The sequence below is a fragment of the Rhodococcus sp. NPDC003383 genome (genome assembly GCF_053589115.1).
The window spans coordinates 1-13,030 of sequence record NZ_JBSFRG010000044.1; the positions used below are offsets into that span (position 1 = coordinate 1).

At 67.7% G+C, this 13,030-nt stretch carries 12 protein-coding genes; 7 read left to right on the forward strand and 5 right to left on the reverse strand.

Annotated elements, in window-relative coordinates; all coding sequences use genetic code 11:
• Positions 1–582: 582 nt before the first annotated feature.
• The gene (locus ACWDTS_RS26070) at positions 583–1,476 is read right to left on the reverse strand and encodes an NADP-dependent oxidoreductase (RefSeq protein ID WP_129976806.1); all 894 of its coding nucleotides are present in this window, start codon (positions 1,474–1,476) and stop codon (positions 583–585) included.
• Between the two features lie 189 nt (positions 1,477–1,665).
• Here ACWDTS_RS26070 and ACWDTS_RS26075 point away from each other — a divergent pair, with 189 nt between their 5' ends.
• Both ACWDTS_RS26075 and ACWDTS_RS26080 read left to right on the forward strand, forming a co-directional pair.
• On the forward strand, positions 1,666–2,079 hold the full coding sequence (locus tag ACWDTS_RS26075; RefSeq protein WP_129976805.1) for a winged helix-turn-helix transcriptional regulator: 414 nt from the start codon (positions 1,666–1,668) through the stop codon (positions 2,077–2,079).
• 468 nt (positions 2,080–2,547) lie between these two features.
• Complete coding sequence (locus tag ACWDTS_RS26080) at positions 2,548–2,859, forward strand: ATP dependent DNA ligase (protein ID WP_450119330.1); 312 nt, start codon at positions 2,548–2,550, stop codon at positions 2,857–2,859.
• 96 nt (positions 2,860–2,955) lie between these two features.
• Here ACWDTS_RS26080 and ACWDTS_RS26085 read toward each other — a convergent pair whose 3' ends face one another.
• The 3 genes from ACWDTS_RS26085 to ACWDTS_RS26095 form a co-directional block, all read right to left on the reverse strand.
• A complete protein-coding gene (locus tag ACWDTS_RS26085; protein WP_197255768.1) occupies positions 2,956–3,831 on the reverse strand; it encodes an acyl-CoA thioesterase in 876 nt (291 codons plus the stop codon).
• Positions 3,832–3,950: 119 nt separating this feature from the next.
• Positions 3,951–5,513 carry an AMP-binding protein gene (locus ACWDTS_RS26090; protein ID WP_450119312.1) on the reverse strand — a complete coding sequence of 521 codons (1,563 nt, stop codon included), beginning with the start codon at positions 5,511–5,513 and terminating at the stop codon, positions 3,951–3,953.
• A gap of 92 nt (positions 5,514–5,605) precedes the next feature.
• Positions 5,606–6,409: an enoyl-CoA hydratase/isomerase family protein gene (locus ACWDTS_RS26095; protein ID WP_450119313.1), complete on the reverse strand. Its 804-nt coding sequence runs from the start codon at positions 6,407–6,409 to the stop codon at positions 5,606–5,608.
• 236 nt (positions 6,410–6,645) lie between these two features.
• Here ACWDTS_RS26095 and ACWDTS_RS26100 point away from each other — a divergent pair, with 236 nt between their 5' ends.
• Positions 6,646–7,881, forward strand: a complete 1,236-nt coding sequence (locus tag ACWDTS_RS26100) for a cytochrome P450 family protein (protein ID WP_450119314.1) — start codon at positions 6,646–6,648, stop codon at positions 7,879–7,881.
• Positions 7,882–7,913: 32 nt separating this feature from the next.
• Positions 7,914–9,347 carry a phosphotransferase family protein gene (locus tag ACWDTS_RS26105; RefSeq protein WP_450119315.1) on the forward strand — a complete coding sequence of 478 codons (1,434 nt, stop codon included), beginning with the start codon at positions 7,914–7,916 and terminating at the stop codon, positions 9,345–9,347.
• Here the strand turns inward: ACWDTS_RS26105 and ACWDTS_RS26110 are convergent.
• Entirely contained in the window at positions 9,344–9,796 is a 453-nt protein-coding gene (locus ACWDTS_RS26110) for a Zn-ribbon domain-containing OB-fold protein (RefSeq protein WP_450119316.1), read from the reverse strand. The genes ACWDTS_RS26105 and ACWDTS_RS26110 overlap by 4 nt on opposite strands.
• A 52-nt stretch (positions 9,797–9,848) precedes the next feature.
• Here ACWDTS_RS26110 and ACWDTS_RS26115 point away from each other — a divergent pair, with 52 nt between their 5' ends.
• The 3 genes from ACWDTS_RS26115 (at position 9,849) to ACWDTS_RS26125 (ending at position 13,028) form a co-directional block, all read left to right on the forward strand.
• The gene (locus tag ACWDTS_RS26115) at positions 9,849–11,018 is read left to right on the forward strand and encodes a thiolase family protein (RefSeq protein ID WP_450119317.1); all 1,170 of its coding nucleotides are present in this window, start codon (positions 9,849–9,851) and stop codon (positions 11,016–11,018) included.
• Positions 11,019–11,328: 310 nt separating this feature from the next.
• Complete coding sequence (locus tag ACWDTS_RS26120; protein WP_248674407.1) at positions 11,329–12,168, forward strand: MlaE family ABC transporter permease; 840 nt, start codon at positions 11,329–11,331, stop codon at positions 12,166–12,168.
• Positions 12,168–13,028 (forward strand): ABC transporter permease, encoded by an 861-nt coding sequence (locus ACWDTS_RS26125; protein ID WP_197255752.1) that lies wholly within the window; start codon positions 12,168–12,170, stop codon positions 13,026–13,028. The genes ACWDTS_RS26120 and ACWDTS_RS26125 overlap by 1 nt, the downstream gene beginning before the upstream one ends.
• Positions 13,029–13,030 lie beyond the last annotated feature (2 nt).

The following is a 13,030-nucleotide window of genomic DNA, read 5'->3' on the forward strand; positions in this document are numbered from 1 at the left end:
CACCAGCATCGAAGGAGACCCGCCCTCATCGGCGGAGCCACACGGGTGAGCACTTTCGGTAAGCGGGACTGAGCAGGATCAATGAGCGCTATCACGTGCAGCTACCAGCCGAACCCGACATCGTCGCGCTCGCACCAAGCGCTCGTCGTCGGGTCGCCCACCCTTGCGCTCCTCCGCGAGTGAGACTTCGACGCACCGGCGACACCGGCATGGTCGACGCTGCCGGCATCCGCCTATCCCAATAGTTCACACAACCCACCGCTGTCGAGATGCAGCGAATATTGGCGGGACACACCATCGCGCTTTGGCCAGAAGCTGGGTGTGTCGGAGATGCCCGCCAATAGCGGTGCAGCCCCGAAAGACGCTTCTCCCCTACCTGTCTCGGCGAGACGAGCAGTTGCGACAAATCGATCGAACAGCTGTACGTCAACCTGTTCGCAGGCGTCGACTGTGGAATGCAGGAAAAACCGAAATCCGCGCACTGGCGATTCTGAGGCTCGGCGGCGACGGTAATCGGACCGTCGCGGTCGAGTTTCCGCGATGGCCATCGACAGGAACAGGCCCGTTCGGCGCGAGTGATCGTCAGGGGATCAGGACGATCCGTCCGCGCAGGCCACCTTCGGCCAGCTTTACGTGGGCCGCTGCTGCCCGCTCAAGCGGGTAGGTCCCTGAGACGCGGGCCACGAGCACCCCTCGGTCCGCAAGTCGGGAGAGTTCGGCGAGCTGGACACCGTCGGCCCGCACGTCCAGAACTTCGACTCGGACACCGCGCTCCGCCTCGGGTTCCCGCCCCGGCCACAGACCGAGGTAGGAGCCGCCGTCGCGGACCGTGACGATCGCCCCATGCCCCAAACCAGCAGCGTCGAGCACCCCGTCGAAACCGGCCGCTTCCAGGGTCGCCCCGCGGGTAAGGACACGGTCGGCTCCACGGGAAAGCAGGAACGGCTCGTCGCCGGCGGAGGCGAACGCGGTGACCTTCAGTCCGTGCCGGTGTGCCAGCTCCACCGCGTGCCCACCAACCGCGCCGGCCGCGCCCGTGACGAGCAGGTGCTGCCCGGCCCGCAACGCCATCATGTCCAGCGCCTGCGCGGCGGACAGCGAGTTGAGGGGCAGCACCGCGGCATGCACGTCGTCCAGAGAGGTCGGGGCGGGGGCGACGGCTTCCGCGTCGAGCACGACGTAGTCGGCGTGGGTGCCCAGCGGCTCGCGGTGCCCCGCGGCCAGGCCGATGACGCGGTCCCCGACCTTCCGGTCGACCCCCGTACCGAGGGCCTCGATCGTGCCGGCGACATCCCAGCCCAGACCGATCCGTTCCCCTCCGCCGAACACCCCCGCGCGCATGGCAGCGTCCACAGGATTCAGCGCAGCCGCACCGACCTTGATTCGCACCTGGCCGGGGCCGGGTGCAGGCATCGAAACCTCGGTGATTTCGACCGCCTCGGGTCCACCGAAGCGGGAAACGGTTGCGGCGCGCATGAACATGGTCTTCCTTCCCTGTGCCCGCGGCGACGATATCCACCGTGCGGGCTCTGTCAGACGTCGGGCCGCGGGTACCACGGACCTGACCTGGCTTCTTACCAATGGTGTGTGACCCCATGATGGGGCAGTATCGAAGTCGATACAAAAGGCACACGCGTGTGCGGAACCGGAAGGATCACGTTCGTCATGGAACCCGAACCGAGCACCGGGCGGACCGCGGCCCTCCCCGGGCCGTGCTCCCGCTGGCCGGCGGAGCAAGGGGAGACCATCCGGCAGATCATCGATCGAGCGGGCAACAAGTGGGCGGTGCTCGTTGTCGGTTCGCTGCACGCTGGGCCCCTTCGATACACCGACTTGCTGCGCTCGATTCCCGGTGTCTCCCAGCGCATGCTCACGCACACCCTGCGCCAGTTGCGGCGTGACGGGCTCGTCACCAGAACCGCCTATCCGGAGGTGCCTCCGAGGGTGGAGTACGCGCTGACCGATCTGGGTGAGACCCTGCTCATCGCGATCACGACCCTGATCGACTGGGCTGGCACCCATCATGACGAGATCCAGGAGAACCGTGCCCGATTCGATGAGACAGAGGCCGCCGTCTGACTCTGGGCAGGCTGTTCTTCTCGAGCAACAATGAACCGTCGATTCCGTTCCGGAACGATGTCGAGTTGCTCGCAGGCGTCACACTCTATGCGAAGGCCGCTAAGCAGCTACTGCTGCGCGACACCAGTAAGCACGCTGCTTGCCGCGCCCATATGCCAACCACCCAACCCACCCCTTCAATAGGAAGCCTTCACTGCTTTCGAATGCGAATCAGCGGGGAGATACGAAGTGGACCAACGCAGTGGGAGTCAAGCGATCTCGGCCGTGGCCGACATCTGTGCCCTTCGTGGTCGACTTTCATCCGCACCACCTGACTGAATCGGTTCGCATTCAACGCACCGCGGATCCTGCTGCCCCGGTATGCACTCCCGGCATCTGCGGCTGCAAATCCCACCTCATGCGTAGCTTTTCGACAAGTTCTCATATTTCGGCCTACCAGTACCCGGAGCGGGCAAAGCGGCCGGAGGTATCGGCTCGCTGCTGCTCGGGGCGCACGACGACGAGGGTCGGTTGGTGTTCATCGGTCGCGTCGGCACCGGGTTCACTGCCGCGACCCGCCGGGAGTTGCGGTCCCGGTTGCGTCCGTTGGAGCGATCCACCAGCCCGCTGTCCGTCGCACCGCCGAAGCGGGAGACTCACGGAGTCCATTGGGTGGAGCCGACGTTGGTGGGGGAGGTCGAGTACCGGGAGTACGCGGGCGGGAGCCTGCGGCATCCGAGCTGGCGGGGACTACGCGCCGACAAGACGGTCGACGAGGTCGACCTGCCCGGCCGACACTGACGCCGGCGGCGTTCGTTCCTCGGTCCCGGCGCATCGCCACGGCGCCGATCCGGACCCGAATCCAGGGGTGTTCCGGTGTCGAAGCCACCCGTGAGGTCAGGTCCGCGACGGTCCGGGGCGCCCGTGTGAGTTGCGGAGCCGGAACAGCGACTCCTGCGCGAGGTTCGCGACGAGCACCCGGTTCTCGTCGTAGATGCGCCCGGTGTACATGCCGCGCCCCTGCGAGGTCGACTCCGGGGCCAGATCGAGCAGCAGCCACCGGTTCGGATCGCAGCCACGGTGGATCCACACGCTGTGATCGATGCTCGGCAGGATGCCGACGTGCTTGACCAGCGGGGCTTTCGACAGCCCGGTGCACATGTCGGAGACGAAGACCAGCCCGCAGGCGCGGAGGTTCGCGTCGTCGCCCAGCGATGTCTTGATGCGGACCCACAGCCGCGTCGGCCAGCGGTGATAGGCCTCGTCGTCATGGGGGATGCGGACGTCCAGGTCGAGCATCCGCGGGTCCTGACGAACCGTCGGCAACGCCTCCGGCGGAGTGGTGTCGGGCATCGCCTCGGCCTGGTAGTCGGCGCCCGGCTGGATCTGCTGGAACGACGCCTCCAGGTTCAGGATCGGTACTCCCTCCTGGCTGGCGACGACCCGCCGGACCGAGAAGCGGCCCCCGTCGCGCTCCCGTCCGACGGTGTACGTGATCGGCTTGGTGGCGTCGCCGGGAGCGAGGAAATAGCTGTGCAGTGAGTGCGCCAGTCGCTCGTCGGGAACGGTGTGGGACGCGGCGCGCAGCGCCTGCGCGGTGAGCCGGCCTCCGTAGAGTCCGCGGGGATCGTCGGCCCCGGCCCTCGCCGCGACGAAGGTGTCGGGTCCGGTCGAGGTGAGGGTCAGGGCCTCGGCGACCGTTGCCGCCAGGGTGCCGGACGCGGCCACCGAGTGCGACCGCGCCGTCGAGGCGGCACTGTGTTCGGCCGTCACCGGAACCCCTGCGTGTGGACGCCGCTCGGGCGGGCGACGGCACCGGTCGGGGAGGCGGGTGCCGCGACGCATGTTCGGGAGTCACTCATACAGGTGCTTCCTTCTCTCGGTGGGTCGGATCAAACCTGGCGGCCGCTCGAAGCCCAGAACTCCTCGCGGAGAGTGCGTTTGAGCAGTTTCCCGGTCTCCGTCCGGGGCAGGGACATTCGGAACTCGACACTTCGAGGGCACTTGTATCCGGCAAGGCGGGTGCGGCACCAGGCGATCAGCTCGTCGGCCAGCTCATCCGTGGGTGCCGCGGGTGCGGCGAGCTGAACGAGCGCCTTGACCTGTTCGCCCCACTCCGGGTCCGGGACGCCGATCACCGCGGCGTCCGCCACGGCCGGGTGCGTGGAGAGGATGCCCTCGACCTCGGCGGGATAGATGTTCACGCCGCCGCTGATGATCATGTCCTTCGCACGGTCGCAGATGAACAGGTAGCCGTCCTCGTCGAGGTAGCCGACGTCGCCGATCGTGAAGGCCTTGCCCCGGTGGGCGGAGCGGGTCGCCACCGGGTCGCCGCGGTACTCGAAACTCGGTGTCCGCGGCTCGAGGTAGACGTTCCCGATCTCGCCGGCCGGTAGCTCGGTCCCGTCGTCGCCGAGGATGCGCACCGTCATCCCCGCCACCGCACGCCCGACGGTGCCCGGCTTCTCGAGCCAGCGGTGCGGTTTGGCGATGGTGGCGGCGCCCTCCATGCCGCCGTAGGTCTCCCAGATGACCGGGCCCCACCAATCGAGCATCTGCCGCTTCACGTCGAGAGGGCACGGAGCGGCGGAGTGCACGACCACCTTCAGGCTCGAGTGGTCGTACCCGGCGCGGATCTCGTCGGGGAGCCTCAGCAAGCGGACGAACTGGGTGGGCACCATGTACGCGGTCGTCACCCGGTACTCGTCGATCATCCGCAGCGTGGCCTCGGGATCGAACTTGCCCCCGATTGCCAGTGCCTGCCCGACATTCAGTGCGCCGAGGTAGAAGCTCTGGCAGCCACCGTGATTCATTCCGGTGGAGACCAGGTGGACGCCGTCGAAGGGGAGGAAGGTGAACGCGCGCCCGAAGGTGGACATCGCATTGGCCGCTGCCGACGGCTCCAGCGGCGGCAGCGGCCGGAGGATTGCCTTCGGCTTGCCGGTGGTTCCCGACGAGTAGATGATCGCGCCGCCCAGTGTGCGGTCCGCCGGCACGGTGTCCGGCTGTCCGGCGATCAGATCGTCGTACCGCACGAACCCCGGGATGTCTCCGCCGACGGCCACGGCCAGCCGGATGGTGGGGATGTCGTTCACACTGCCCATCCGGTCCGCGTAGTCCGGGTGCGCCGCGACGGCGGTCGCGCCGGAATGGGTCAGGATGTCGGTGAACTCGGTGTGCGAGAGCGCGGGGTTGAGCGCGAGGTACCGGATGCCGGTCTCCAGCGCGGCGAGCTGCCAGATGATCGGCTCCACACCGTTGGGCAGCGCGTACGCCACGATGTCTCCGGTGCCGATGCCGTGCGCCCGCAGCGCGTGGACCAGACGGTGCGCGGCCGCGGCGAGCTCGCCGAAGGACATGGTCTGCCCGCTGGGCGATGCCACGATCGCCGGTTGGTCCGGGTGATCCTCCGCGATCCACCAGAACCCGAGTCGCCGATCCCAGGGGTGTTCCACATGAGCCTCCGTCTCGATTCCTGCCGCGAGTTCCGAGCTTGTCCGGATCAGGTCTGTCGGTTGTCGGTGCACGAGTACCCGGCGACGCCGGATCACCGGTAGGTCGGGGGATCGTTCCGGCGCGGCGTCGCACGCCGCTCGGCCACCGGCGGGTTGCCGATGTGGGTGTACGCCATCCCGTTCTGCAGCGCGGTGCTGCGGGTCATGTCGAGCGACTCCCAGATCGCGCGCACCGTCCCCTGCACTGCCACGGGATTGCGCGCCGCGATCGACGCCGCGATTTCCCGCGCGCGGCTGCGCAACCGATCCCGCTCGACCACCTCGGTGACCAGGCCCAGCCGTAGCGCGGTGTCCGCGGTGATGCGTTCCTCGGTGCCCATGAGCGCCCACCGAAGGACGTCGCCCAGCGGGACTCCGCGGGCAAGCATTCCGATGGGTTCGAGGGCGGAGACGATGCCGCCGTTGGCGTGGGGGTCGAAGAACACCGCGTCGTCGGACGCCAGGATGATGTCCGACTCGTTGAGGAAGTACTGGGCGCCACCGGCGGCCATGCCGTGCACGGCCGTGACCACGGGCTTCCAGACCCGGTGATGGAGTTTGGGGGAGAGGGTCATGCCCGGGTCGAAGGTGTTCCACACGTTCGACTTGGCGAACCAGGACGCGGATTTGACGTCTGCGCCGGTGCAGAAGGCGCGGTCGCCGTTGGCCTGCAGCACCACCGCGTGGATCGAGTCGTCGTCGCGGATCGTCCGCCACGCCCACTCGATTTCGGCCGCCATCCGGTCGTCGACGGCGTTGAGGGCGTCCGGCCGGTCGAGTGTGATCGTGGCTACGTGGTCATCGGCCACCTCGAACTCGATCGTTGCCAGGTCCGAGGTGGTGATGTCGATGCTCACGAATGCCCTCCTGTAGTTGCGTGATGCGGTTCACTTCCCTGTGAGCCTGTGGTAGAAATCATACAAATCAGTTTACTGTTGGCGCGCGGAATCGGGATATCGACGCGAGCAGGGGGACACATGGAGAACCTTCGCCGGAGAACCAGCGGGTGCCGGTGGTCGTCCTGCGCGCCGCGCTCACGGTGGTCTCGAGCGGTCTGCGACCGTCCTGCCGGACACGAACGAAAGGTGCTTCGATGACGCGAACCGCGGCCGCTCCGATGTCCGTGACCAACCTGGCGGACCCGGTGATGTACTACAACCCGTACCCGCGTTACGCGTATCTGCGTGAGCACGAACCTGTTTCGCGGGTCAAGGCCCCGATGATGGTGCGTGGAACCGGCTACATGGTGACCCGCCACGCCGACGTACTCGCACTGCATTGCGACAGCCGGTTCTCCACCGACACGGCGAAGTACGGGGGCGCGTCCTGGCTCAACTGGATACTGCCTCAAACCCTCAAGCTGCTCGGCGAAACGATGGTGTTCAAGGACGATCCCGAACACAAGCGGCTCCGGACACTGGTGCACAAGGCGTTCACCCCGAAGCTGGTGGCCGGGATGGCCGAGCAGATCACCGAGATCGCGGACGAACTCGCCGACGAACTGGCCCGCAAGAAGGACATCGATCTGGTCGAGGACTTCGCGGTGCAACTTCCGCTGCGGGTCATCTCCGGCATGCTCGGCGTCGGCGATGCCGACCGTGAGCGCTTCCACCACCTCGTCGGCAAGGTGACCGAGGACTCCGGCACCGGCCCGATCGGGATGATCATGCGGATGCCGGCGGCGAACAAGCTGCTCGCCTTCATCCAGCACCTTGCCGACGACGCACGCGCCCACCCGGACGACGGGTTGATCTCAGCGATCGTGGAGGCGCGAGAGGACGGCGACCGGCTCACCGAACGCGAGGTTCTGGGCATGATCTTCCTCCTGCTGCTGGCAGGGCACGACACGACCTCGAACCTGATCGGCAGCAGCATGCTCGCGCTCGCCCGTCACCCCGAGCAACTGCAGTTGCTGCGCGAGGACGAGTCGTTGTGGCCCACCGCGATCGAGGAACTGCTCCGGTACACCACGCCGGTCGCGTGTGCGGCACCACGGATCGCCGTGGAGGACGTGGAATTCGCCGGCACCCGAATTCCACAGGGCAGCCAGGTGATCGGGATGATCATCTCCGCCAACCGGGACCGGGAATGCTACGACGACCCGGAGTCGCTGGACCTGACCCGCACCCCCAACAAGCACATGTCGTTCGCATTCGGGGCGCACTACTGCCTGGGGCACCACCTCGCGCGCCTGGAAGGCCGCATCGCGCTGCAGACGCTGCTGAACCGGTTCGACCGGCTCGAGGTGACCGCCGCCGACACCGACCTGCGATACAAGGCGACACTGTCGCTGCGCGGGCTGAAAGCCCTACCCATGCGGGTCGGCTGAGTCCGTGGGCCGGGCATGACGAGGGGGAAGGAATGACGGTGGAAATGCAGGGCCTGCCCGCGGAATTACGCGCGTGGCTGCTGTCCGTTACCGGCGCGGACGAGATCACCGCGAAGCAGGTCCCCGGTGGCGCCAGCAGGCAGGCGTGGTTCGTGGACGCCCACGGGGTGCCCGACGGTGCCCTGTTCCTCCGCTACGATCCGCGACCACCGCAGCCCGACAGCGCGTTCCATCCGCTACAGGTGGAAGCGGAGATCATGCGTGCGCTGTCGGACGCCGGTGCGTGCGTGCCCGCCGTGGTCGCCGTGCACCCGACCCTGCAGGCGGTTCTCCTCCGGAGGATCGACGGGGAGACCTGGTTCTATCTGATCGGTGACCCCGACGAGCAGGTGGCAGTGGCGCGAGATTTCATCCGTCATCTCGCAGCGATCCACCGGATCGATCCCCGGAATCTGGTGATCGACTCGCTCGGGCCGGTTCGATCGGTCCGCGAGCACCTCGCCGACGAACTCGCCGGGATCCGGCGGCGCATGGCTCGCAAGAAGGGCCCGATGCCGCTGCTGTCGTTCTGTGTCGACTGGCTCGAACGCAACATGCCCGACGACGACGGCCCGGTGGTGCTGGTGCAGGGTGACACCGGTCCCGGCAACTTCATGTACCGCGACGGCCGAGTCACCGCGATCGTGGACTGGGAACTCGCCCACTTCGGTGACCCGATGGACGACATCGCGTGGCTGTCGCTGCGGGCCGCGCAGGACCCGTTCACCAGCTTCCCGGATCGGCTCGCGGAGTACGAGGCGCTGTCCGGCCACCGGATCGACGAACCGAAGATCTGGTACTACCGGCTGCTGGCGGAGGCGAAGCTCGCGACCTTCCACGACGGCGCCGACGACCGTCGAGGTTCCGTCGCGGTGGGTTCCCCGGACGCGGGCAACAGCCTGATCTACGGGATGCTGCACCGGCGCCTGCTCATCGAGGCGCTCGGTCACGCGGTGGGAATCGACATGGAGCGTACCGAGTTCCATCCGGAACCGGACGGTCCCGGCAACGGCCACGTCTTCGACGCCACCTTGGCGGTGCTGCGCGCGGCGGCCGGACAGGCCGGTGACCCGCTGGCCGCCCGCTGGACCAAGGGTGCGGCGCGGCTGGTCAAGTACCTGAAGGAATGCGACCGGGTCGGTGGGGTGCTGGACCGCGACGAGATCGCGGAACTGACGAAGTTGCTCGGCGAAATGCCGGCCTCCGTCGAGGATGGGCGTGCTGCTCTGGCCCGGCGGACGATCGACGGGGAAATCCCGGTCCTGGACTACGTCGCCCAGATGTGGAAGGGCGTCCAACGGGACGACTACCTGATGCGGACCGCGTCCGGCGCCCTCTACGACCGCACCTGGCCACCCATCACCCACGGGACCGGACCCGTCGACAACGGGGAGCCGATCCCGACCCGCGATCCGTCGGTGGGCTAGTGACCACCGGGGGTCGAGGGCGCGAACACGGGCACGTACACCCGGTCCTTGTCCTCATGCGTCCCCGCGACCTCCTCGAACGCGACGGTCACCGGCATGCCGATCTCCACGGACTCCGGCGGACACCCGACGATGCCGGCGGGGATACGAAGCCCGGCCTGGTCGTCGAGTTCGACGAGGGCGATCACGTACGGGACCGCCACCTCGGGGTGAAACCGTTGGACGTTGACGGTGAACGTGTAGACCACCCCGGCGCCGGACGTGTCGCGAATCCCCGCCGGCTCGTTGCAGTCCGGGCAGGTGGCCGCCGGCGGAAAGAACCAGCGCGCACAGCTCTCGCAGAACGGCAGGCGCAGAACGGAATCGGCGCCGCCGGTCCAGAAGGGCCGGTCGACGGAGGTGGGCGTCGGAACATACGGGCGGACCTGCGGGGTCGAGAGCTCCTGCATCGCTTCACAGTATCCGCGACCCCCACCCGGCCGCATCCGAACGGAGGCTCCGATGCACTTTCCTGAGCAGAACGCGATCATCTCGGGGATCGGCATCTCCGACATCGGAAGGAAAACGGGCACACCGGGACTCGATCTCACCGTGCAGAGTGCATCGGCGGCGGTCGCGGATGCAGGCCTGACGCCCGCGGACATCGACACGGTCCTGACACTGGGGGACACTCCGGCGGCCGAGGCTGCCCGCGCTCTGGGCATCGAATCGCCGGACCTTCCGGCACTGGACGGTGATGCGGGGCTGCTCGCCCCGGTGCAGCAGGCCGCGGTCGCGGTCGGGGAGCGCCGGGCCCGGCACGTCCTCGTCTATCGGACCGTGCAGATGATGGGAGGCACGGTCGATCGACCGCGCCGGTCCGGTGGCGGGAAGGGCGGTGGGCGGCCCCGTCGTGGTCCGGGCCCGGCCATGGGCGATGTGTCGTACCTGTTGGCGGCCAACGCGTTCTCCGCGGCCAATTGGCTGGCGCTCCACTGCCGTCGGCACATGCACGAGTACGGCACGACCCGAGAGCATCTGGGATGGGTCGCGATCAACGCGCGCCGCAACGCGGCACTCAATCCGTCGGCGGTGTTCCGGGACGAGATCACGATGGCCGATTATCTCGCGGCCCGGCCGGTCTCGACGCCGTTCGGGCTGCTCGACTGCGATGTGCCCGTCGACGGGTCGATCGCGGTGGTCGTCTCCCACCGCGATCACGCCGCCGGCATGCCGCACCCACCGGTCCGCATCGCAGCGATCGGCGGGGCCGCCGGAACCGGGGGATGGACCCAGCGGCCCGACTATCCCCGGATGGCCGCCACGGATGCCGCGGCGCGGCTGTGGAGCCGGACCGAACTAACCCGGGCCGACGTCGACATCGCGGAACTGTACGACGGATTCACGTTTCTCACGATCACCTGGCTCGAAGCGCTGGGGCTGTGCCCGGAGGGCGGCGGTGGCGACTTCGTGGACGGAGGTACCCGCATCGCGCGCGACGGATCGCTACCGCTCAACACCTACGGGGGTCAGCTGTCCGCCGGGCGGATGCACGGCTACTGGGTGCTGCACGAGGCGTGTGCTCAACTGCGCGGCACGGCGGGGGACCGGCAGGTGCCCCGTCCACCCGAGGTGGCGGCGGTGTCCGTCGGGGGAGGACCGATCGCCGGATGCATGCTCCTCACGCGGTGACCGGCGGTCGAAGTCGAATGTCCTTCGGTAACACCACTTATGGTGGTTGGTGTACCGAAACTTCGGTACGCCGACCGTCATCTCTGTGCTCTGGACGAGTGCCTTCTGCGGGAGCCGGATCAGAGTGGAGTCGATTCGGCCAAAGTGCGGAACATGGCCGAAGCAATACAGTAAATTGGGTTATATGAATGACTCGACGGTCCGCACAGGCGTGGGGGATCGCGCGGATCGCTGATCGGATGTCTGTTCGTCGCAACCGGACGGGGTTGAGGTGACTGAAGACGAGATTCCAGGCGGGGCAGGGGATCACGTGGACACGACAGGGGGTGCGGTCGACGAGATCACCGACTGGTCGAGGGGATACCTCGACCGGCATCTCGGCCGGTCGCTCGTTACCGTCGGGGAACAGATCAAGCTGGGTATCGAGGCGATGCGGTATCTCGTCGTGGACCTCGTGCGTGGCCGGTTCCCCTTCGAGTACTTCGTCCGCGAAGCGGTGTTCATGGCGAAAACCGCGCTGTTGCCGAGCTTCTTCGTCGCCATCCCGATCGGCGTCACCCTGTCGATTCAGTTCGGATTGCTCGCCGGGCAGGTGGGTGCCACCTCCCTCGCCGGTGCCGCGAGCGGTCTCGCCGTGATCCGGCAGGGCGCGCCGCTGGTGACCGCGTTGATGATGGCCGCCACCGTCGGTGCCGCGATCTGCGCCGATCTGGGATCTCGGACCATCCGCGAGGAGGTCGACGCGATGAAGGTGATGGGTGTCTCGCCCGTCCGGCGGCTGGTGGTCCCGCGCCTGGCGGCCGCGGTCGTCGTGGGCACCGCGCTCACCGGAACGATCACCTTCATCGGCTTCCTCGCCGGTTACCTGTTCAACGTCTACGTCCAGGACGGTGCGCCGGGCAGTTTCGTCGCCACGTTCGCGTCGTTCGCCACCGTCGGCGACCTGGTGCTGACGATGGTCAAGGCGATCGTGTTCGGTGCGATCGTGGCGACCGTCGCATGCCAGAAGGGACTGTCGACCCACGGTGGTCCGGCGGGGGTCGCGAACTCGGTGAACTCCACCGTGGTCGGGTCGATCATGTTGCTGATGGTCGTCAACGTGCTGTTCACCCAGCTCTACGTCATCGCGTTCCCGAGGGCGTCGTTCTGATGGCATCGCCGTCGGCCTACCACCCCCCGGGCGTGCGCCCGCTCGCGGTTGCGTACGGGGCGATCACGCGACCGATCCGGATGATCGGGCACCTGTTGTCGTTCTTCTGCCGCGCCGTGGCAGGTCTGCCTGCGATGCTCCGGCACTACCACCGCGAGTTCCTGCGCCTGCTGTCCGACGTGACCTGGGGGAACGGGTCCCTGGTGGTCGGCGGTGGCACGGCCGGCGTCATCCTGGTGCTCGGTGCCAGCGCCGGGGCGATCGTCGGGATCGAGGGTTACAACGCGCTGCGCCTGCTCGGTCTCGGCCAGGCGACCGGGCTCGTCTCCGCCACCGCGGCGACCCGCGAACTCGCACCGATCATGGCGGCGCTGGCCTTCGCGGCGCAGGCCGGCTGTCGGTTCACGGCCCAGCTCGGTGCCATGCGCATCTCGGAGGAGATCGACGCCATGGAATCGCTGGCCATCAGACCGATTCCGTACCTCGTCACCACGCGTCTGCTGGCGTCGATGATCGCCGTCATCCCGCTGTTCGTGTGCTGCCTGGTGCTCACCTACGTCGTCGTGCAGCTGGTCGTCGCGCTCGCCGGCGGCGTGTCCATCGGCACCTACCAGCACTACTTTCACCTGGTCATGGCCGGACCGGACATCGTGTATTCGGTGATCAAGGTGGTGGTGTTCGTGACCATCACCTCCACGATCCAGTGCTATTACGGCTATTACGCCCGGGGTGGCCCGCAGGGCGTCGGGGTGGCCGTGGGACGTGCGATGCGCTCCGGGATCAGCGTGATGATCATCGTCAATCTGCTTCTCACGCTGGCCTTCTGGGGAGTCTCGGCCGGTTCGAAGCTGGGGGGCTGAGG

Coding starts and splice junctions, on each gene's coding strand:
- ACWDTS_RS26070 (WP_129976806.1), bottom strand. CDS start 1,476: ATGCGCGCCGCAACCGTTTCCCGCTTCGGTGGACCCGAGGCGGTCGAA.
- ACWDTS_RS26075 (WP_129976805.1), top strand. CDS start 1,666: ATGGAACCCGAACCGAGCACCGGGCGGACCGCGGCCCTCCCCGGGCCG.
- ACWDTS_RS26100 (WP_450119314.1), top strand. CDS start 6,646: ATGACGCGAACCGCGGCCGCTCCGATGTCCGTGACCAACCTGGCGGAC.
- ACWDTS_RS26105 (WP_450119315.1), top strand. CDS start 7,914: ATGACGGTGGAAATGCAGGGCCTGCCCGCGGAATTACGCGCGTGGCTG.
- ACWDTS_RS26110 (WP_450119316.1), bottom strand. CDS start 9,796: ATGCAGGAGCTCTCGACCCCGCAGGTCCGCCCGTATGTTCCGACGCCC.
- ACWDTS_RS26115 (WP_450119317.1), top strand. CDS start 9,849: ATGCACTTTCCTGAGCAGAACGCGATCATCTCGGGGATCGGCATCTCC.
- ACWDTS_RS26125 (WP_197255752.1), top strand. CDS start 12,168: ATGGCATCGCCGTCGGCCTACCACCCCCCGGGCGTGCGCCCGCTCGCG.